Raw genomic sequence first — 16,866 nt, forward strand, 5'->3', positions numbered from 1 at the left:
CTCACTCCCGATCTCTCAGAACCCCGGCACCGAGTCCCCACTCCTGGCCGGGGTTTTGTTTTTTCAGCGCACCAGCACCAGCGGCGAGCCGCCGGCGTGGATCGCCAGTTCGTTCTCCATGCGCCGGCGCATCTCGAAGCTCTTCGACTCCACCAGCAGCAGCCGGTCGATCGCCGCGGGAAGGTCCGGCAGGTCGTTCGCGTCGATGCGGCCGTCAGCCAGCACCACGCTGCAGCGCTCCACCGCTTCGCCGATGCCGGCGACCAGCTGGCCGAAGGCGCTCACCGGGCAGCCCACCACGCCGGCAGCCCGGGCCCCGATCAGCCCGTAGCGGTCGGCGAGTTCGTTGATGCAGCGCTCCCGCCACTCCGGCTCCAGCGCCGCCACCCAGGCCTCTTCCATCCAGGCGGGCAGCTCCTGCTCACCGCCGAGCAGCCGCTGGACGCGCTTCAGCCACCGGCCGGCGGCCCTCAGGTACTCGCCGGTGTCGCCCTTCAGCTCGTCCGACTCGAAGTCGGGCACCTTCTCGGCCACCGCCTTGCGCGGGCACTTCTGGTACAGCGCCCGGTTCAGCGCCTGGGCGAAGTCGTCCTGGCTGAGGCTGGTGCGTGCGATCTGGTCGGCCGCGTAGGCCACCAGGACCTGGTCGCGAGTCATTTCGTGTCGGGGATTGGACGTGTTCACGTTGCGCTCCTGGTCCTAAGCTGCCCCCATCAAGAAAGGGAGGTCAGCGGTATGTCTTGTTGGGGCTCAGCTGGAACTGGTGATTGCGTGAGCCTCTGTTGGAAAAGGGCGCCGGGCGCAGCGTGGTATCGTTTTGCTTCCACACGAAACGGCCATGGAGGCCCGGCATGTCTATTGATCGAATCCCAACCATCACCAGAGAAGAGCTACTCCGCCGCATCGAGGCCCTGCCGAAAGGCTGCGAGATCAGCTTCTCCGGCCTTGAGTTCATTGACTTCGAAACAACGAATCGGCAGCCGTATAGAGTCCGTTTTCTGTTCCATCCAAACGTGTTCCGAAAGGCCGACGGGGAAGTGGTGGTTGAAAACCCTGCATGAGGTAAAAGGCGTTCTGGCACACCTCCTCTACGCTCCGAGGGGCGTAGAGGGCGTGCACTGCGCCGTAGATGCGGACGTCCAGCGAGAACCGATCATCCTCACCAGCGGCCTGAGTGATCACCAGTTGAAGGCGGAACTGGGAGCGGAGACGCTCAGCTTCCGCCCAGAGCTCCTGGGCCTCTTTGCACATGCGATCAGCCTCGGCCAGCGTGGCCAGGCGGTCTTTGTCAGCGGGGTTCATCGCTTGCTCCATGCTCTAGCGCTCCACAGAGGTGGCTGCCGGAATGGAAGCCAGGTAGGCCCTGATGGCGTCCACCACCGGCGCCATCTCCTGAATGCGGACGATTCCGCCTTGGCCGCCGCGAGCGATTTCCTCGGTCAGGCAGATCGCCCGGCTGAACACCCCGAGAAGACGAACCACCTCGCGGACGCTCGGCACCTCCATGCGGAGCCGGGCAACGCAGCCAGCGGCCTGCACATCGATACCCGCGCAAACCGGCGGACGGTCAGTGCTCGCGGCCGCGGCCTGGACGACCACGTCCAGGTGAACACGCGGAAGGCCGGCCCTTTCCCGCGCCCCGTTCAGGTCGGCAATGGCTTTGAGCGCCAGGGCTTCCTTGTGCTGGAGGGCGGCGAGTTCGGGACGCGGCGGCGGATCTGGGTATCTCATGGGCTCTACTCCTCGATCTCTTCGGGCGGCGGGGAACTCATGTCCTCGCGCAGTTGGTGGATCGCCTCTGCAATTTCGAGCAGGCCCTCCTCGAGGGCGCGAAGGCGGTCTTCATGGGCGGGGTTCTGGGCGGCAGCGGCAGTCACTGGCTGCCCTCCATGGCCTGTGCTTTTGGGGCTTGGTCTTCGCTGCGCTGCAAGGAGGAGCGTTCGTGGTAAATCCGCTCAATCTCCTTGCCGGTCTCGTAGCGAACGCCCGCCCCCTTAGCGGCACGGTGAATTGTTGGCTGGGTGGTTCCCGCCAGTTCTGCAAGGGCCTTCTGAGAGAGGCCCGTTGCGAGCAGAGCGGCAATCATTTTCTGCACGGTCATCACGGACTCCAATGCGCATTCGTATGAATGATAATACGCACACGTATTACTCCGAGCAATACACTCCGCCGATACGTTTTTCTATTGGCGGGCACATGAAGATTGGCGAGCGGATTGAATCCGAGATGAGCCGCAGGGGATGGAGCGAGGGGGAGCTGGCCAGGCGGTCGGGCATTCCGCAGCCGACCATTCATCGAATCATCAAGGGTGAATCCAAGAATCCACGCCAAGACAACGTCCAGGCTATTGCTCGCGCCTTCGGTAGCTCCACCGAATGGCTGTGGAACGGGGTGGGAAAGGCGCCAGATGGAAACCCGGAACCTGAACCGCCGACCGCTCAAGCGAGCAAATCATCAGCCGACATCGTGCGCCAAATGCTGGAGAAGCATGGAAAAGGCCTGAGCGAAGACGCCCGGCGCAAGATCGTCGATGCAGTTGAAGCAGAGACGCCAGCGCCGACGCCGGCCAGCAATGTCATCGTCGGCGACTTTTCCCGATCCACCGTGGTGAAGGGCGACACAATCGTCATCGCACAGTACGACGTGCGCGCCGCCATGGGCGGTGGCCAGCTCCCGGCTGAGTACCGGGAGTTCGTCCGCAACCTGGTGGTGGACAAGGTCCAACTGGACGACCTCGGGATCAAATACACCTCCCCCACGAACCTCAAGATCATCACGGGCTGGGGCCAGAGCATGACCGGCTCGATTGAGGATAAATCGCCGGTGATCGTCGATATCGGCATCACCGAGTTCGTAGAGGAAGCCGTCTACGTCTTCACCTGGCTGGGCCACCTTTTCGTGAAGCGGGTGCAGCTACTGGATGCCGAGCACTTCCAACTGGTGTCCGACAACAAAGTGTTCGAGCCGCAGAAGGCCCGCATGGACGACATGCACTTCCATGCCCGGGTGCTTGGGGCCTGGAATTTCAAGAAGCTATAGCAGCGACAGAGGCCGAGATTGGAGCTACGAAGGAGATGGAATGCCTGATCGGGTTACTGCCATAGAGGTCATCCGCCAGAGTGAGCAGGGCATCTCCGTCAGGCCGTTCTTGGTGCGTGCCGACGATGGAAATCGCTATTTTGTGAAGGGGCTCAGTCGCGCAGGTGGGCCTTCTCTGATGTCCGAGGTAATCGCTGCTGAGCTTGGTACGCTCCTAGGGTTGCCGATTCCAGAATGGCGAATCATGGACATCCCGCAGGGCCTTATTGACTTCAGTCCCATGGAAAACATTCAGGACCTATCCGGCGGCCCTGCTTTCGCCTCAAGGCAAGTCGAGAATGTCAACGAACTGATGTGGGCCAGCCTGCGAAGCGTCCCGCTGGAACTGCAGCGCAAAGTCTTGCTATTCGACTGGTGGATTCAGAACGGTGACCGATGCCTTGGGGAAAACGGAGGGAACGTTAATCTCCTGCTGGACTCACAGGGCAGCCTAGTGGTGATCGATCACAACGTGGCGTTCGATGCCAATCTGACCGCTGAAGAGTTCTGCGACGACCACGTGTTCCGCGACCAGCTCGGGCACTTCCAGGACCTGGTCACTCGTCAGGAATATGCACAGGAACTTGACGCAGCCCTTGGGCATTGGGATAGGATCGTAGCCCTTTTGCCGGTAGAGTGGATCTACCGAGATTCGGACGAGATCGACGAAACCATTCCCACCCTGCTTCAAAGGCTTGAAACGCTGCATCAGTTCAGGGACGAGCGCTTCTGGGGGCAGCTATGAACTACTTCTGCAACTATTCGATCCTGCGATTCCTCCCCTACCCCGAGACGGGGGAGTTCGTGAATATCGGAGTGGTTCTGCTGGCCAGCAATGGCGAGTTTCACTACAAAGTCGAAACCAAGCGCCAGCGTGTAACCAATTTCTTCTACAAGCTCGACGCCAAAATATACATCCGCGCGCGCACCGAGGTTGAGCAGGAGCTCGCGCGCCTGTCGAGCTTCTTCAGCAAGTACCGGGACCAGCAATCCACTCAGCTTGCAGCATTCAAGAGCCTGATCCATCCACGCGAGACCATGATGCGCTTCAGCGCGCCTGGAACCATCGCTGTGGAGAGGGTTGATGAGGCGCTCCAATCAATCTTTGACCACTACATCAACCTCAGCTTCGCGAGCAAGGAGTATGAGGAGAAAGTGTTGGAGCGTCAGCTTGGGCATCTGCTTGCAGCCGCCAACCTCAAGCAGCGCTACAAGGAACAGAAATTAGGAACTACCGACTACCCGGTGAAATTCCCCTATGTGATTCTGGACACTGATGGCGCTGCTCAGGCCATCAAACCCATTCACCTGGGGCACGATGAGCCAGCGAAGATACTCGAGCACGGCGATGCTTGGCTCGCAAAGGTACGCAGACTCCACAGAGCCAATAAGCTGGCTCGAGACACCCTGTTCATTGCTGCGCCACCGGCGAGCAAGAAGCAAAAGCTGCTCTCGGCGTATAGCGACATTGTGGATCAACTCATCGAGATCGAGTCGGTTCGAGTCGTCAGCAACGAACTGCCCGAGCAGAATCTGTTGGACGAGATTCGACAAGGTATTCCAGAAGCCATCCATTGAAACGAAAAAGCCCCGCACTGCGGGGCTTTTCATTTCTGCCCTTCCCTCCTAGAACGGCGCCGGCTCCTCGTGCAGATGCTGGACGACGAAGTCGGCCGGCTCCGCCATCTCCTCCCATGCCGGATCACTCTCGTCGGTAGCCTCCCACTCCAGCAGCACCGTCCCATCCTCGTTCGCGGTCATCGTAAGGCCGTCCGTCTCAGCTAACTCCTCCAGCACCTGGCGCCACGCCACGTCCGCGTCGCTGTCCAGCTTCCAGATCGTCGTTCGACGGTCCGCCTGGGCCTTCGGACTGTTGATCATCGCTGACACCCTCAGGCGCAGCCGGTCTACGCCGGTCATTCCTGCGCGATCCCGATCAGCTGCCCCTTTTTTCTGCTTGGCCATGTCGGCTCCCTCCTTGAGAGATACTGTATGTGCATACAGTAATTTCAGTCCTTTCCTTCCGCAAGACCTCCCTTTGATACGAAATAATGCGTTTGCGTATTGACACGCCCAATACGCATTCGTATTGTTCGTTCCACGCCAGTTCACCGGCAGCCCACCCGGGCACCGCTCTTTAACAACCAGACGAACCCAGCGACGTACCGGCTCCGGCCGGTGGCGAGAAGCTAAACCGTCGCCCACGCAGCCTCTGGATAGCTGCCGGACTCGCCATATCGCGAGGACGCCAAACCATGCGAGCCACCCGATGTGACGCCAGTAGCGGCAGCGGGCAGAGGTGGGGAAACCCGGCGACGAGCATGGAGCGGAACAAACACAGAGGAGGAACCAGCCCATGAAGCACTAAGCCCAGCCGATGTTCGGATCGGCACCTCGCGAGCAGCTGCCCACATCATCAGGCCGCCGGGCTGCAGCGAACCGCGAGATCACCCCTAGCCCCCAATGACCTGCTCCGTAAGCCGATTGAAGGCGCAGCGAGGGAAGCCCAAGGCCAAACACATCGAGTCCGAGCTGCTATCGGCAGTGGTGAGGACAGCATCACCCGCGGGTTGTAGAAGCCCAGTAGGCGCACGCGGGAGCAATACCGATTTCCTCGATGCCCTTGGAGACAGGGGCATCCGGGAAATCACCAGCAGAGGAATCACCGTGGACAACCAGCACCGGAAAATCAGCGGCTACCGCGAACTCAGCCAGAACGAGATCGACCTGATGAACGAGATCAAGGCCTTCGGCCCGCAGCTCGCCCAACTGATCGGCAAGGTCGAGGAGCACATCGGCATTCAGGTTGAGAAAGCCAACAGCATGGAGACCGATGAAGAGGTCGAGCGCCTTGATGCGGCCGGCCCGCGCCGCTGGGCCGCGATCGCAAAGAAGGACCTCCAGACCGGTCTGATGGCGCTGACGCGCGCAGTCGCTCAGCCGACTTTCTTCTGAGGCAGAAACCATGATCGAGCTTGGAAGGAAAGGCCGGGACAAGATCACCGGCTTCGAGGGAATCATTACCGGTCGTTGCCAGTACCTCACCGGCTGCGACCAGTACGGCCTGGTGCCGCCGGCGCGCGACGGGAAGATCGAAGGCGCCCAATGGTTCGATGAGGGGCGCATCGAGGTCATCGGCGGCGGCATTACCGCCGACCAGGTGCGGGCGCCGCAGCGCGGTGGCCCGAACCGCGACGCTCCCCAGGCCTGAGCATCACTTCTGCACCTGGTGCGCCGGGTGCTTCGGGATGCGACGAGCATCACCTTCCCCATCCTTCGCCCGGTTCGCCGGGCTTCTTTTTTCGCCCTCTTTCGCATGCCGACTTCGCAGCCGGCAGCCGAAAGCGCGCACGTCGCCCTCGGCCAGGGGCATCACGCACTCCCAAGGAACGCACCATGACCCGCAAGAAAAAGACCGAGGAAACCATCGTCGCCTACAAGGGCTTCAATAAGGATCTGACCTGCCGCGGCTACCAGTTCGAGATCGGCAAGACCTATGAGCACAAGGGCGAAGTTGAAGCCTGCGCTTCAGGTTTCCACGCCTGCGAATATCCCCTGGACACGTTCGGCTACTACCGCCCTGCCGGTAGCCGCTTCGCACTGGTCGAGCAGTCCGGCGACCTGAGCCGCCACGACGACGATTCGAAGGTCGCCAGCCGCAAGATCTCCATCAAGGCCGAGCTCACCATCGCCGGCCTGGTGAAGGCGGCCATCGAGTACACCACCAGCCGCTGCACGCCGGTTGATCCTGAATCGCCGGCGTCGAGCACCGGCGACTACGGCGCGGCGTCGAGCACCGGCAACCGCGGCGCGGCGTCGAGCACCGGCAACCGCGGCGCGGCGTCGAGCACCGGCTACCAGGGCGCGGCGTCGAGCACCGGCAACCGCGGCGCGGCGTCGAGCACCGGCAACCGCGGCGCGGCGTCGAGCACCGGCGACTACGGCGCGGCGTCGAGCACCGGCTACCAGGGCGCGGCGTCGAGCACCGGCGACTACGGCGCGGCGTCGAGCACCGGCTACCAGGGCGCGGCGTCGAGCACCGGCGACTACGGCGCGGCGTCGAGCACCGGCAACCGCGGCGCGGCGTCGAGCACCGGCAACCGCGGCGCGGCGTCGAGCACCGGCTACCAGGGCGCGGCGTCGAGCACCGGCGACTACGGCGCGGCGTCGAGCACCGGCTACCAGGGCGCGGCGTCGAGCACCGGCAACCGCGGCGCGGCGTCGAGCACCGGCAAGCATTCAGTGGCGATGGCCGCCGGCATCGGAGGCAAAGCCAGGGCATCCGCCGGCAGCGCCATCGTTCTCTGCTACCGCGATACCGACGCAGAAGGCGATGAGTACGCCCGAATCGTGCACATCAAGGCAGCCATCGCCGGTCAGGACGGCATAAAGCCAGGCACCTGGTACCAGCTGAACGCCGATGGCGAGTTCGTCGAAGCAGACGAATGACCAGAACAGCGAACGAGTCGAGGGGCTAGCGCAGCCAGGCCTGACGCATTCCGGGAAGCGCCGGACGTTCGCTCCGCTCCACGCGCCGGCCGGCGCCTCCGGTCGATCCCAGCAGGAGGAGTGGCAGCCATGTAGACCATCAACCCAGGTAGTTCGGCAACAACGCCGGGCGCGCCGCGAAACACTCACATACGGCGGCGTTTGTGAGACCGAAAGGCCGGCACCGCCGGCCTTTCACTCTCCAGTTTCTTTCCGACAGCACTCACCGCGGCGCCCACCGGCGCACCAGCCGCGCGACCGAGTGCTGCCGAAAGGAAACCACCCAACAGAGGAAACGCCATGCAACAGCTGATCCCCTGCCAGCAGCAGCTGGCCGACCTGCTCCGCCAGACCGCCGCTGCGCGCGACGCCTTCGCCGTCCGCCGGCGCCTGGACGTGGAGGCACCGAAGTTCCAGGTGAAGCCGGCCGGGCGCGGCTTCTTCCACATCGTCGAGACCGCCACCGGCCTGGTGCGCGGGTTCCGCCGTAGCCATAACGAGGCCTGCCAGCGCGCCGCCGAACTGGAGCAGCAGGCGCGCGACAACCTGGGGACGGAAGGCTGATGGCGAAGACTCAGCAGGAGCGCTCCGCCAAGGCTGCGGCGAAGCGCGCCGAGGTCGGCGAGGAGGAACTGCGGCACCGGGTTCGACCTGGTGTGCTGGCCAAGCTGGACGACCTGATGCGCTGGAGTGACATCGATCAGAAAGCCGAGGCCGTGCAACTGCTGATCCTCAATGTGCATGCCCTGGGGCCGGACGGCGCCGCGCGGCTGCTGGCTGTTCCGCTCCACGAAATCACGATCAGCGAAAGCGTGGCGCGAAGGCTTGAAGCGGAGGGCCGGCGCGAAGCTGCCGCCCTCGATCGGAGCGAGCAATGAGCGCCCGGCCGAATGGTCGCTTGGGCAACAACGAGCTCGCCCTGGCATACGAACTCCGCGCTGCCGGCATCGACTGGCAGCACATCGCAAGCGGCCTTGGCGTGAACCCCGACTGGCTGCGGCAGCGCATCCGCCAGGTAGAGATCGGCGGAATGAGCGCGCCTTGCCTACCTCGATAGCCAACTAGATACCCGGCGCCGCCGTAAACGGGGCCGGGTTACTCCATCTGGAGAAGACCATGACCCTACCCGTTCAAGCCTGCTCCGACGAGGAGCTGGAAGGCTACGCCGGCGTCTGCCCGGAAGCCGCCGTAGAGCTCGCCCGGCGCATCGCGGCCGGCGAGACCGATCACGAATCCGAACTGGAGGAGCTGCAGAGCCAGCTCCGCGAGGCGGAGTCCGAGCTCGACTGCCTGCATGACGAGCGCAGGGCTCTCAAGCGCCGCGTGAGGATGGATCTGGAAAATCTGCGCGCGCTCCTCGGCGAGCACGACATGACCGATGACCTGCGGACTGCGATCAGTTCGTGGGCGAAGCGGCTGGAGGATCGGATATGAGCACCTTCGCCGTATTCGGAATGACTCGCGATGTGGCGCTTGAACAGGCCAGGAAGACCGTAAAGATCACTCGAAAAACCCCGCAGGGCGAGGTTGGCATCCCCATGACCGAGTGGCTCGCGCTCTGTGAGAAGCGCGCCGACGAGATCATGGCCGGCACGAAGACCAAGCAGCTCAGTCCTCTGTTCGACTCGCCCCAGTACGCCGATGACTTCATCCACCTGGCGCGGCGGACCTTGAAGTGCCGCGACATGCACATCAAGGCGCGCGTCACCCTCACCGATGAGAAGGGCAATCCCCTGATCGACAAGAAGACCAAGGCTCCGAAAGTCGGCTGGGCGCCCTACGGAGCACAGCCGAACCGCAGTGCGGCATAGCCATGCATGTCGCCTACTACAACGAGCACGACGCCTACGCCGCCCAGTGGCTCCGCAACCTGATTGCCGCCGGGCACATCGCGCCGGGCGACGTCGACGAACGATCCATAGAGGACGTGCACCCCGATGACCTCCGCCCTTACACCCAATGCCACTTCTTCGCCGGTATCGGCGTCTGGTCTCTCGCCCTTCGCCGAGCCGGCTGGCCAGATGATCGACCTGTTTGGACGGGTTCCTGTCCTTGCCAACCTTTCAGCGAGGGAGGCGCGCAGCTTGGGTTTGCTGATGAGCGGCATCTGTGGCCGGCGTGGCACCACCTCATCCGAGAGCGAAACCCTAAGGTTGTGTTTGGCGAGCAGGTTGCGAGCAAGGCTGGCCTCGCGTGGTTCGACCTTGTTCAGGCTGACATGGAAGGAGCGGGCTACGCCTGCTGGGCGTTCGATATCTGCTCTGCGGGGGTCGGCGCACCACACCTCAGGCAACGCCTGTGGATCGTGGCCAACACCAACCGCCCAGGACGCCATCGGGAGTCGAAATGCAACGAGCAGCCGGAGGCAGGGAAGTCGGCACCACGGGGTCACCCTGACCGATGCGGCTTGTCTCCATGGTCTGCCGCGGTCCCAATGGAAGGCGCCGACGGTTCCTGGCGTCTACTTGAACCCGGCATTGAGCCGTTGGCTGATGGCGATACCGATCGAGGTGGACGCCTGCGCGCCTATGGAAACGCCATCAATGCTGAAGCGGCGACGCAGTTCATAGCGGCCTACCTCGAAGCAACTTCCTGACCTACCCCACTCCATGCCATTGCGCCACTACGGCGCGAGGACACCCCATGAAGACTTACGAGCAGCTGCGCGAAGAGCGCCGGGCTGAGGCCGCCGAGTACCTGAAGAATCACCAGTATCGACCACTGGTAGATGCCGATGACGTGAAGGTCTGGCGCTGCCAGCAGCCGGGCACCAGCGCCTATGCCTTCGACATCATGCTCACCCGCTACGGCATCGCCGTCGTGGGCGACATCGCTAACCTGACCTTCGGCGTCGGCCTGGGCTACGGCCTGGACTTCCTGGCCGGCGACGACGTCGGCTACTACATCCACTCGAAGCTGGACGAGAAGTGCAAGACGCGAGACTTCGACGAGGCCGCCTTCCGCGGCGCGCTCATCGAGGGGATCTGCCAACGCATCTCCGATGAGGCTGACTACGATGCCTACGATGAGTTACCCGCCTGGGTACGCGAAGAGAAGGAGCGCGGCCCAACTGGCAGTCGCTGGGCAGAGCTTCGCGCCTTCGTTCGGGTAGAGGCTCGGAAGGATGACGCCGACGAGAAGTGGGGCGAGTGGGTAGACCTGCTCGCTGAAGCTACCGACATCGGGGACCAGCACCAGGCAGGCGTGTTCATGAACGAGCACTGCGAGACTCTGGGCCTGGGCCCGGACTGGTGGGAGATCCGTGTCACCACGCCATCTGAATCCCTGATCCGCGAGCTCTACATGATCCGCCACGCAGCTCGCGAAATCCTGGCGCAGAAGCAATCCGCAGCCGCCTAACCCTCCTCCCATCCGAAAGCTCTTTATCGCGCCAGCCAGGCGCGGAGGACAAGTCATGCCCGAAAAAACCCTCAAGGCCTACCAGGTAGGCGACAACGACATCGTGGCCGCTTACGACCCGGCCGGCGCCATCGAAGTGATGTGCGAGGAATGCGGCTACGTAGAAGAGGATTTCGCCCTGGACGAAGTAGTCCTGGTCCGCGACGAAGTGCTGGACGTCATGCAGGCCTACGACCAAGACGAAGGCAAGGTGGTGCCGCTGGAGAAGTCCCTGCGTCAGGAACTGGCCGAGCTGACCGAGCCGGCCTACATGCTCGGGTGGGAATAGCGATGGTGCGCATCTACCTCGCCGGCCCCATGACCGGCCTGCCGGAGTTCAACTACCCGGCCTTCCACGCCGAGGCCGAGCGCCTGCGCCAGCTCGGCTACCACGTCGAGAACCCGGCCGAGAACGCGGCGCCCGCCTGCGGCACCTGGGCCGGCTACATGCGCCTGGCCCTGGCCCAACTGGTCACCTGCGAAACCATCGCCCTGCTGCCAGGCTGGCTCGCCTCCCGCGGCGCCAACATCGAGCGCGCGCTGGCCGTGGACCTGGGAATGAAGATCGTCATGGCCGACACCATCACCGAGCCCGCAAGGACCGCAGCATGACCCGCCCGACCTTCTGCCGCGGCACCGGCCGCCCCACCAACGAATGCGACTGCCTGCGCTGCACCCCGCCGGCAAGGGAGCCCGCACCATGCAACCCATCCAACTGACCGTCGAGCACCTCCACGGGCTCGACGGCAAGCCCTTCATGGTCGTCGAGGGCCTCCCCCGCCTCGGCGCCAAACTCGACCCCGAGCAGGCCCTGCAGCTCGGCCGCCAACTGATCCAGGCCGCCATCGTCGCCCAGCAGGGCGAGCGCGGCACCCGCCTCTACCCCGCCGAGGACTAAACCATGAGCAAGGAACAAGAGAAGAACGCCTGCGACTGGCTGGAGAACCTGGAAGGGGATGCCTGGGCAGATGCATGCGAAGAGATAGACGGGGCAGTGAAGCGGCAGGCAGAGGGCGCGCAGTGGGAGCGGAACTCCCTGCGCAGCGCGCTTGAGCAGGCCTACATGGCGCTGATCGGCTACCTGCCCGCGCACCGCAATGCGGTCACCGATGCGGCCATTGAGGCATCCCGCGCCGCCCTGGCGCTCCCCTCCCTGGCACCGGAACTGGAGCGGCCGGAGGAATGGCGGCCCATGGATACTGCACCGAAGAACGGTTCGATTATCCGGCTGCTGGTCAACTTCGAAGACATGAGCATCGACGATGGCGATGGTCCATTCGCCACCATTGGGCAGAACAACTTCGCAAACGACGGCGAGGACCTCTGGCAGGTCGTCGGCTGGTGCTGGGAACACGACCACTTCACGGACGGCAAGGGCACGCCAATTGGCTGGCTGCCTATGCTCTACGCCGCCCCGGTAGCTCCGGTCGCCCAGGCTGGGCAGGTGCCGAAGGAGTTGCGCGAGGCTGTCGAATGGGCAGATCACCTGCTCTTTGAGTGCGGGGCCCTGGTGCAAACCCGAGCACCTTCGGTCCACGTTTACAACAAGGCATTCGCGGCAATCGAAGCAGCCAAGACGTTGCTTGCCAGCGCATCGGCGCAGGGAGGTGAGTGATGCGCACCCTCGGAGCGATCATTGAGGCCGCAAGGGCCGGCGAGAAACCGACCGTGGACGAACTCAGGTACGCCGTGTGCGCGCTCGACATCCTGATGACGTTCGACCGCAACGCCCTGTTCAAGCTGGCGGAGGCCGAACAGGAGGGCAAGAAGCCGGTCCTGGTCTACAGCCCTACCTGGCAACGGGACGAGAGCTTCAACCGGGTGAAGCGCGCCATGGAGAAGTCACCCAAGGACTACCTCGGCCCGAACTATAACCCTGACAGCACCGAAGTTCAGCAACGCCGCCGGGCAGCTGCCCGGCTGTATGAGAAAGCGATTCAGCGCCGCGTGCCGGAAGGGGGTGGCCATGCGTAGGGCCTTGCTCATCACCTCCAGCATCGTCTTGCTCGGCCTGGCCACCATCGGCGCGGCCATTGCCGTGCCGCTGTTCCCAGCGTTCGCCGCCATGCAGTGGGGGTGCAGCCTATGACGCCGGCCAGGCAACAGGCCTTGCTCAAGGCGCAGACCGGGGTGGCGCGCAAGGTCTACGACGTGGTGCCGATCAATCGCCCTGGTCGCCCCTGCAGATCAAGGGCGCCCTGACGGCCAGCGGCCACAGCAGCGCGGAGCTGTCGGTGATCCGCGCCTGCTTGAACGACCTGAAGGACGCCGGTCTGGTCCGCGAAGTCGACCGCCAGATGTTCCTGCGCACCGAGGTCAGAACCCCACCCCAGCAGAAGGACCAACCCATGCCCCGGATCGTCACCAGCATCAAGCCAGCAGCGAAGGCCGGCAACACCAGCGCCAGCCCCATCGAACTGCTCGGCGACCTGGCCAGCCAGTTGAAGACGCTGGGCGAGGAGTTCTCGGCGAAGGTCCAGGCGCTGGCGGCGCGCGTCGAGGAAGCCGCCCTGACGATCGAGCAGGGGCTGGAGGCGAACGCCGCCAATCTGGAGAAGGTGCGCCAACTCCAGACGTTGCTGAAGAGCCTCGCCGAACCCAACACCTAACTCATGCGGCGCCGGTACGCCGGCGCATTGAGGCATTGCTATGCGAAAAGAACTCATCAAGATCAGCGAGTTCCAGCGGCGCCGCTGGGGCACCAACGGAACACCATTGTCCGGCCAGGCAATCCGCAATCAGCTCAGGGACGGCATTCTCCCGGGCGAGCGGATCGGCAAACTCTGGTTCGTCGACTGGACGGCGTTCAGCAAGTCGACCAGCAACGACCTGGTCGCCATGGTCCTTCGAGGAGCAGCGTGATGTCGCCTCGCCCACGGAACAAGGCCAACAAGGGGCTCCCCGAGAACCTCTACCTGGACTCCAGGCGCGGGACCTACCGCTACAGAAGGCCGACGGATGGAAAGTGGTTCCCCTTTGGCGCCGACCGGGCCAAGGCAATCAACGCGGCCAAGCAGTTGAACATGGAGTTCATTGGCGGGGCTGACCTAGTGTCCAAGGTGAAAGGCGGATCCACCGATCTGTTCGTCGACTTCCTCGACCACTACAAGGAGAAAATCCTCCCGCCGCGCGAACTGGCGAAGGGTACGCTCGATCTGTACGAAGTACGGTTCCGGCAATTCCGGAAGGCCTGGCCCACCCAGGCGGTCAACGAGATCACCATCCGCATGATCGCTGACCTGCTCGATAGCCTGACGCCCCGGGCAGCAAACCAGGCCCGGGCGCTTCTGGTAGACATATTCAACCACGCCGTGGCGAAAGGCCTGTGCCCGGACAACCCAGCTATCTGCACCATTCCGAAGATCGAGAAGAAGCAGCGCAAGCGGCATACCATAGAGGGGCTGCGGGCAATTCGCGAGAAGGCGCCAGCCTGGCTGCAGAACGCGATCGACCTGGCGCTGATCACCGCCCAGCGCCGGACCGACATCCTGGCCATGCGATTCGACGACGTTCGCGACGGGTTTCTGTACGTTGTCCAGCAGAAGACGGCCAAGGCCAGCGACGCGGCCTGGATTCGCTTCCGGGTGACGCCCGAGCTCCAGACCGTGCTCAGCAGGTGCCGGGACAACATCCCGTCCCCCTTCCTGATTCACCGCCGGCCAGAACGGAAAAAGCAAAAGCAGGCGGAGCAGAAGGAGCACTGGACGAAGATCGAGGAGCGCTATCTGACCAGGGCCTTCAAGGATGCCAGGGATGCGGCAGGCTGCTATGCGGGGTGGAGTGAAGAGGAAATGCCGGGCTTCCATGAGGTCAGGGCGCTGTCGCTGCACCTGTACAAGAAAGCCGGAAAGGATGGGCAGAAAATCGCCGGCCACGCCAGCGAGGAGATGACGAAAAACTATCAGCGCGACCACGAGGAAGTGGTCTGGGCAGACGCGATTCCGGACTTGGATATCAGCGAATTCGCCCGGTAGTTTTGCGCGCATTTTGCGCCAGTTTTGCGCGGGACCGGAAATGAAAACGGCCCAAGCACTGTAAGTGCTTGAGCCGTTTGGGATTTTTGGTCGGGACGGAGTGATTCGAACACTCGACCCCTTGCACCCCATGCGCTTATTTAATGGATTTACATGGATGCTAGTGGACACTGATGGATCGCCTACACCCTAGTAAATACGGGGCATACAGGCTAAATTAGCGTCCATCATGATCCACGAGCATCCACCGACAGCCAAACGATTCGGTGGGGCAAAAGTGGGGCAAAATTCCAAGGCGACCGAACCGGGCAAGGGGTAGAAGGTGGCAAAACTGACGGCGAAGCAACTGGAAGCACTCACCTCGGCCGACGACGGCAAGACACTGCGTGAAGATGGCGGCCTAGTCGCCAAAGTTCGCGCCGGAGTAAAAGGCGTCACTGTCCTGTTTCGCTACGAGTTCAAACTGGATGGAGCGAAACGCGATCATCGCTTGGGCAGTTGGCCCAAGAAATCGCTGGCGCAGATTCGTGCCGAGCGCGACGAAGTGAAAGCGACAGTCACAAAGGGGATCGATCCCACTGCCGCCCGCAAGGCCGCCAAGATCGAAGCCCAAGCCGCTATCGCGGCCACCATCGCTGAAGCCGAGCGCCAGGCAGCGGAGAACAAGACAGTCGCCGATCTCTTCGAGGAGTGGATGCGCGATGGCGTATCTCGTCAGGACGGTAACGCCGAGCTGCGCCGCAGCTTCACCAAGGACGTGCTACCGCTCATAGGCAAGAAGCCGCTGCGCACTCTGACCGAGAAAGACTTGCTCAACGTGCTGCGCTCGGTCAAAGCACGCGGCCTAAACCGCACCGTGGTGATCCGCAGCAAGGACATCGGACAGATGCTGCGCTGGGCCGAGAAACGAAAGCCGTGGCGCACCCTTATGGCCGACGGCAATCCGGCCGACCTGGTAGACGTCAACAAGCTGCTTGACCACGACTACGAGGAACAGCGGGACCGACTACTTTCCCCTGACGAAATCCGCGAGCTGCACGACATCTTCGCCCGCCTGGAACGTGACTACGATGCCCTCCCCGCCGGCCAGAAATACTCCGGCATTCGGCCAGTAAACCCGCGCGTGCAATGTGCCATCTGGATCTGCCTGAGTACCCTCTGCCGTATCGGTGAACTGCTCAAATCCGAATGGCGGCATGTGGATCTGGAGAAAGGCACCTGGTTCATCCCTGCCGAAGCCACCAAAGGACATAAGGGCAAACGCCAGGATCACCATGTGTTTCTGTCGCCATTCGCGCTGAACCAGTTCAAACGCCTAAAAGAAGAAACCGGACATACGCCCTTCTGCTTCCCCAGCAAGGATGAGAATAGCCACGTTGACACCAAGACAGTCAGCAAGCTAATTGGTGACCGGCAGTGCCGCTTCAAGAATCGCAGCAAGCCGCTTACTGGCCGCCACCATGACGACTCATTGGTGCTGAGTAAGGGTACTAAGAGGGAATGGACACCACATGACTTACGCCGTACCGGTGCGACCATGATGCAGGAGCTGGGGGTGACGCTGGAGATCATCGATCGTTGTCAGAACCACTTACTGGGCGGCTCCAAGGTGCGCAGACACTATTTGCATCATGACTACGCGAAGGAAAAAGCCGAGGCATGGAGAGTGCTCGGAGGACACATCGAAGCCATCTTGACCACCTAGGAATGTCATACCGAAGCGCCTTGAGGCTTAAGCACGCCCCACCCAGGTGTTGGATAAAGTGTAGGTTTGTAACCAATCGCCCATATTCGGGCCTACCCTCGATCATCCATAAACGAATGAGCTGCTCATGTCGATGAAAGCAGTCCTCAGGACTGACCTGCAAGCCAGCACAGGAGCGACAATCAAGCCTGCCTTACAGAATGATGCCCCGCAGTAACCGCT

At 62.8% G+C, this 16,866-nt stretch carries 29 protein-coding genes; 23 read left to right on the forward strand and 6 right to left on the reverse strand.

The window, feature by feature from the left end:
* Positions 1 to 63 precede the first annotated feature (63 nt).
* The 5 genes from IG194_RS02525 to IG194_RS02545 form a co-directional block, all read right to left on the reverse strand.
* Positions 64 to 684: a hypothetical protein gene (locus tag IG194_RS02525; protein WP_058490329.1), complete on the reverse strand. Its 621-nt coding sequence runs from the start codon at positions 682 to 684 to the stop codon at positions 64 to 66.
* A gap of 267 nt (positions 685 to 951) precedes the next feature.
* Complete coding sequence (locus IG194_RS02530; protein WP_153010609.1) at positions 952 to 1,314, reverse strand: hypothetical protein; 363 nt, start codon at positions 1,312 to 1,314, stop codon at positions 952 to 954.
* A gap of 3 nt (positions 1,315 to 1,317) precedes the next feature.
* Positions 1,318 to 1,731, reverse strand: coding sequence for a hypothetical protein (locus tag IG194_RS02535; protein ID WP_058487143.1), 414 nt, complete (start codon positions 1,729 to 1,731; stop codon positions 1,318 to 1,320).
* Between the two features lie 5 nt (positions 1,732 to 1,736).
* Positions 1,737 to 1,877, reverse strand: a complete 141-nt coding sequence (locus tag IG194_RS02540) for a hypothetical protein (protein ID WP_160329383.1) — start codon at positions 1,875 to 1,877, stop codon at positions 1,737 to 1,739.
* Complete coding sequence (locus tag IG194_RS02545) at positions 1,874 to 2,101, reverse strand: helix-turn-helix domain-containing protein (RefSeq protein WP_058487142.1); 228 nt, start codon at positions 2,099 to 2,101, stop codon at positions 1,874 to 1,876. Before IG194_RS02545 ends, IG194_RS02540 begins: the two co-directional genes overlap by 4 nt.
* Before the next feature lie 95 nt (positions 2,102 to 2,196).
* Here IG194_RS02545 and IG194_RS02550 point away from each other — a divergent pair, with 95 nt between their 5' ends.
* Genes IG194_RS02550 through IG194_RS02560 form a run of 3 tightly spaced genes read left to right on the forward strand, consistent with a single transcriptional unit; the run spans position 2,197 to position 4,656 of the window.
* The gene (locus IG194_RS02550) at positions 2,197 to 3,039 is read left to right on the forward strand and encodes a helix-turn-helix transcriptional regulator (RefSeq protein ID WP_064987622.1); all 843 of its coding nucleotides are present in this window, start codon (positions 2,197 to 2,199) and stop codon (positions 3,037 to 3,039) included.
* A 40-nt stretch (positions 3,040 to 3,079) separates the two neighbouring features.
* Positions 3,080 to 3,823: a HipA family kinase gene (locus IG194_RS02555; RefSeq protein WP_064987621.1), complete on the forward strand. Its 744-nt coding sequence runs from the start codon at positions 3,080 to 3,082 to the stop codon at positions 3,821 to 3,823.
* On the forward strand, positions 3,820 to 4,656 hold the full coding sequence (locus tag IG194_RS02560; RefSeq protein ID WP_058491105.1) for a DUF3037 domain-containing protein: 837 nt from the start codon (positions 3,820 to 3,822) through the stop codon (positions 4,654 to 4,656). The genes IG194_RS02555 and IG194_RS02560 overlap by 4 nt, the downstream gene beginning before the upstream one ends.
* A 48-nt stretch (positions 4,657 to 4,704) precedes the next feature.
* Here IG194_RS02560 and IG194_RS02565 read toward each other — a convergent pair whose 3' ends face one another.
* Positions 4,705 to 5,043 carry a DUF1654 domain-containing protein gene (locus tag IG194_RS02565; protein WP_058491107.1) on the reverse strand — a complete coding sequence of 113 codons (339 nt, stop codon included), beginning with the start codon at positions 5,041 to 5,043 and terminating at the stop codon, positions 4,705 to 4,707.
* A gap of 702 nt (positions 5,044 to 5,745) precedes the next feature.
* Between IG194_RS02565 and IG194_RS02570 the strand changes: the two genes are divergently transcribed.
* The 20 genes from IG194_RS02570 (at position 5,746) to IG194_RS02660 (ending at position 16,644) form a co-directional block, all read left to right on the forward strand.
* Complete coding sequence (locus tag IG194_RS02570; protein WP_058491109.1) at positions 5,746 to 6,033, forward strand: hypothetical protein; 288 nt, start codon at positions 5,746 to 5,748, stop codon at positions 6,031 to 6,033.
* Between the two features lie 10 nt (positions 6,034 to 6,043).
* Complete coding sequence (locus tag IG194_RS02575) at positions 6,044 to 6,289, forward strand: hypothetical protein (RefSeq protein ID WP_083540415.1); 246 nt, start codon at positions 6,044 to 6,046, stop codon at positions 6,287 to 6,289.
* 185 nt (positions 6,290 to 6,474) lie between these two features.
* Positions 6,475 to 7,527, forward strand: a complete 1,053-nt coding sequence (locus IG194_RS02580; RefSeq protein ID WP_058490338.1) for a hypothetical protein — start codon at positions 6,475 to 6,477, stop codon at positions 7,525 to 7,527.
* 339 nt (positions 7,528 to 7,866) lie between these two features.
* Positions 7,867 to 8,130, forward strand: coding sequence for a hypothetical protein (locus IG194_RS02585; RefSeq protein ID WP_082996256.1), 264 nt, complete (start codon positions 7,867 to 7,869; stop codon positions 8,128 to 8,130).
* On the forward strand, positions 8,130 to 8,444 hold the full coding sequence (locus IG194_RS02590; protein WP_058490339.1) for a hypothetical protein: 315 nt from the start codon (positions 8,130 to 8,132) through the stop codon (positions 8,442 to 8,444). The genes IG194_RS02585 and IG194_RS02590 overlap by 1 nt, the downstream gene beginning before the upstream one ends.
* Entirely contained in the window at positions 8,441 to 8,623 is a 183-nt protein-coding gene (locus tag IG194_RS02595; protein ID WP_058490340.1) for a hypothetical protein, read from the forward strand. Before IG194_RS02590 ends, IG194_RS02595 begins: the two co-directional genes overlap by 4 nt.
* Positions 8,624 to 8,682: 59 nt before the next feature.
* Positions 8,683 to 9,000, forward strand: coding sequence for a hypothetical protein (locus tag IG194_RS02600; RefSeq protein WP_058487139.1), 318 nt, complete (start codon positions 8,683 to 8,685; stop codon positions 8,998 to 9,000).
* Positions 8,997 to 9,377: a hypothetical protein gene (locus IG194_RS02605; protein WP_058487138.1), complete on the forward strand. Its 381-nt coding sequence runs from the start codon at positions 8,997 to 8,999 to the stop codon at positions 9,375 to 9,377. Before IG194_RS02600 ends, IG194_RS02605 begins: the two co-directional genes overlap by 4 nt.
* A 2-nt stretch (positions 9,378 to 9,379) precedes the next feature.
* Positions 9,380 to 10,162 carry a DNA cytosine methyltransferase gene (locus IG194_RS02610; protein ID WP_192353635.1) on the forward strand — a complete coding sequence of 261 codons (783 nt, stop codon included), beginning with the start codon at positions 9,380 to 9,382 and terminating at the stop codon, positions 10,160 to 10,162.
* Between the two features lie 47 nt (positions 10,163 to 10,209).
* Complete coding sequence (locus IG194_RS02615) at positions 10,210 to 10,926, forward strand: hypothetical protein (protein WP_058487137.1); 717 nt, start codon at positions 10,210 to 10,212, stop codon at positions 10,924 to 10,926.
* 55 nt (positions 10,927 to 10,981) lie between these two features.
* Positions 10,982 to 11,254, forward strand: coding sequence for a hypothetical protein (locus IG194_RS02620; protein ID WP_058487136.1), 273 nt, complete (start codon positions 10,982 to 10,984; stop codon positions 11,252 to 11,254).
* Between the two features lie 2 nt (positions 11,255 to 11,256).
* On the forward strand, positions 11,257 to 11,577 hold the full coding sequence (locus IG194_RS02625) for a DUF4406 domain-containing protein (protein ID WP_058487135.1): 321 nt from the start codon (positions 11,257 to 11,259) through the stop codon (positions 11,575 to 11,577).
* A gap of 88 nt (positions 11,578 to 11,665) precedes the next feature.
* Complete coding sequence (locus IG194_RS02630) at positions 11,666 to 11,863, forward strand: hypothetical protein (protein ID WP_058487134.1); 198 nt, start codon at positions 11,666 to 11,668, stop codon at positions 11,861 to 11,863.
* Positions 11,864 to 11,866: 3 nt separating this feature from the next.
* The gene (locus IG194_RS02635) at positions 11,867 to 12,580 is read left to right on the forward strand and encodes a hypothetical protein (protein ID WP_058487133.1); all 714 of its coding nucleotides are present in this window, start codon (positions 11,867 to 11,869) and stop codon (positions 12,578 to 12,580) included.
* Positions 12,580 to 12,939 (forward strand): hypothetical protein, encoded by a 360-nt coding sequence (locus tag IG194_RS02640; protein WP_043270640.1) that lies wholly within the window; start codon positions 12,580 to 12,582, stop codon positions 12,937 to 12,939. The genes IG194_RS02635 and IG194_RS02640 overlap by 1 nt, the downstream gene beginning before the upstream one ends.
* Positions 12,932 to 13,054, forward strand: a complete 123-nt coding sequence (locus tag IG194_RS33000) for a hypothetical protein (protein WP_263866482.1) — start codon at positions 12,932 to 12,934, stop codon at positions 13,052 to 13,054. Before IG194_RS02640 ends, IG194_RS33000 begins: the two co-directional genes overlap by 8 nt.
* A gap of 145 nt (positions 13,055 to 13,199) precedes the next feature.
* Positions 13,200 to 13,574, forward strand: coding sequence for a hypothetical protein (locus IG194_RS02645; protein WP_192353636.1), 375 nt, complete (start codon positions 13,200 to 13,202; stop codon positions 13,572 to 13,574).
* A gap of 40 nt (positions 13,575 to 13,614) precedes the next feature.
* The gene (locus IG194_RS02650; protein WP_043270643.1) at positions 13,615 to 13,827 is read left to right on the forward strand and encodes a hypothetical protein; all 213 of its coding nucleotides are present in this window, start codon (positions 13,615 to 13,617) and stop codon (positions 13,825 to 13,827) included.
* Positions 13,827 to 14,939, forward strand: coding sequence for a tyrosine-type recombinase/integrase (locus IG194_RS02655; protein WP_058487131.1), 1,113 nt, complete (start codon positions 13,827 to 13,829; stop codon positions 14,937 to 14,939). The genes IG194_RS02650 and IG194_RS02655 overlap by 1 nt, the downstream gene beginning before the upstream one ends.
* A 322-nt stretch (positions 14,940 to 15,261) precedes the next feature.
* Positions 15,262 to 16,644: a tyrosine-type recombinase/integrase gene (locus IG194_RS02660; protein WP_058487225.1), complete on the forward strand. Its 1,383-nt coding sequence runs from the start codon at positions 15,262 to 15,264 to the stop codon at positions 16,642 to 16,644.
* Positions 16,645 to 16,866 lie beyond the last annotated feature (222 nt).

This window comes from Pseudomonas sp. ADPe (assembly GCF_014843515.1).
Taxonomy (GTDB): Bacteria; Pseudomonadota; Gammaproteobacteria; order Pseudomonadales; family Pseudomonadaceae; genus Pseudomonas; species Pseudomonas citronellolis.

Bases quoted from the DNA above. Each gene is read 5' to 3' on its own strand.
- IG194_RS02530 (WP_153010609.1), bottom strand. From the start codon at position 1,314: ATGGAGCAAGCGATGAACCCCGCTGACAAAGACCGCCTGGCCACGCTG.
- IG194_RS02535 (WP_058487143.1), bottom strand. From the start codon at position 1,731: ATGAGATACCCAGATCCGCCGCCGCGTCCCGAACTCGCCGCCCTCCAG.
- IG194_RS02545 (WP_058487142.1), bottom strand. From the start codon at position 2,101: ATGACCGTGCAGAAAATGATTGCCGCTCTGCTCGCAACGGGCCTCTCT.
- IG194_RS02550 (WP_064987622.1), top strand. From the start codon at position 2,197: ATGAAGATTGGCGAGCGGATTGAATCCGAGATGAGCCGCAGGGGATGG.
- IG194_RS02555 (WP_064987621.1), top strand. From the start codon at position 3,080: ATGCCTGATCGGGTTACTGCCATAGAGGTCATCCGCCAGAGTGAGCAG.
- IG194_RS02560 (WP_058491105.1), top strand. From the start codon at position 3,820: ATGAACTACTTCTGCAACTATTCGATCCTGCGATTCCTCCCCTACCCC.
- IG194_RS02565 (WP_058491107.1), bottom strand. From the start codon at position 5,043: ATGGCCAAGCAGAAAAAAGGGGCAGCTGATCGGGATCGCGCAGGAATG.
- IG194_RS02575 (WP_083540415.1), top strand. From the start codon at position 6,044: ATGATCGAGCTTGGAAGGAAAGGCCGGGACAAGATCACCGGCTTCGAG.
- IG194_RS02580 (WP_058490338.1), top strand. From the start codon at position 6,475: ATGACCCGCAAGAAAAAGACCGAGGAAACCATCGTCGCCTACAAGGGC.
- IG194_RS02585 (WP_082996256.1), top strand. From the start codon at position 7,867: ATGCAACAGCTGATCCCCTGCCAGCAGCAGCTGGCCGACCTGCTCCGC.
- IG194_RS02590 (WP_058490339.1), top strand. From the start codon at position 8,130: ATGGCGAAGACTCAGCAGGAGCGCTCCGCCAAGGCTGCGGCGAAGCGC.
- IG194_RS02595 (WP_058490340.1), top strand. From the start codon at position 8,441: ATGAGCGCCCGGCCGAATGGTCGCTTGGGCAACAACGAGCTCGCCCTG.
- IG194_RS02600 (WP_058487139.1), top strand. From the start codon at position 8,683: ATGACCCTACCCGTTCAAGCCTGCTCCGACGAGGAGCTGGAAGGCTAC.
- IG194_RS02605 (WP_058487138.1), top strand. From the start codon at position 8,997: ATGAGCACCTTCGCCGTATTCGGAATGACTCGCGATGTGGCGCTTGAA.
- IG194_RS02610 (WP_192353635.1), top strand. From the start codon at position 9,380: ATGCATGTCGCCTACTACAACGAGCACGACGCCTACGCCGCCCAGTGG.
- IG194_RS02615 (WP_058487137.1), top strand. From the start codon at position 10,210: ATGAAGACTTACGAGCAGCTGCGCGAAGAGCGCCGGGCTGAGGCCGCC.
- IG194_RS02620 (WP_058487136.1), top strand. From the start codon at position 10,982: ATGCCCGAAAAAACCCTCAAGGCCTACCAGGTAGGCGACAACGACATC.
- IG194_RS02625 (WP_058487135.1), top strand. From the start codon at position 11,257: ATGGTGCGCATCTACCTCGCCGGCCCCATGACCGGCCTGCCGGAGTTC.
- IG194_RS02630 (WP_058487134.1), top strand. From the start codon at position 11,666: ATGCAACCCATCCAACTGACCGTCGAGCACCTCCACGGGCTCGACGGC.
- IG194_RS02635 (WP_058487133.1), top strand. From the start codon at position 11,867: ATGAGCAAGGAACAAGAGAAGAACGCCTGCGACTGGCTGGAGAACCTG.
- IG194_RS02640 (WP_043270640.1), top strand. From the start codon at position 12,580: ATGCGCACCCTCGGAGCGATCATTGAGGCCGCAAGGGCCGGCGAGAAA.
- IG194_RS33000 (WP_263866482.1), top strand. From the start codon at position 12,932: ATGCGTAGGGCCTTGCTCATCACCTCCAGCATCGTCTTGCTCGGCCTG.
- IG194_RS02650 (WP_043270643.1), top strand. From the start codon at position 13,615: ATGCGAAAAGAACTCATCAAGATCAGCGAGTTCCAGCGGCGCCGCTGG.
- IG194_RS02655 (WP_058487131.1), top strand. From the start codon at position 13,827: ATGTCGCCTCGCCCACGGAACAAGGCCAACAAGGGGCTCCCCGAGAAC.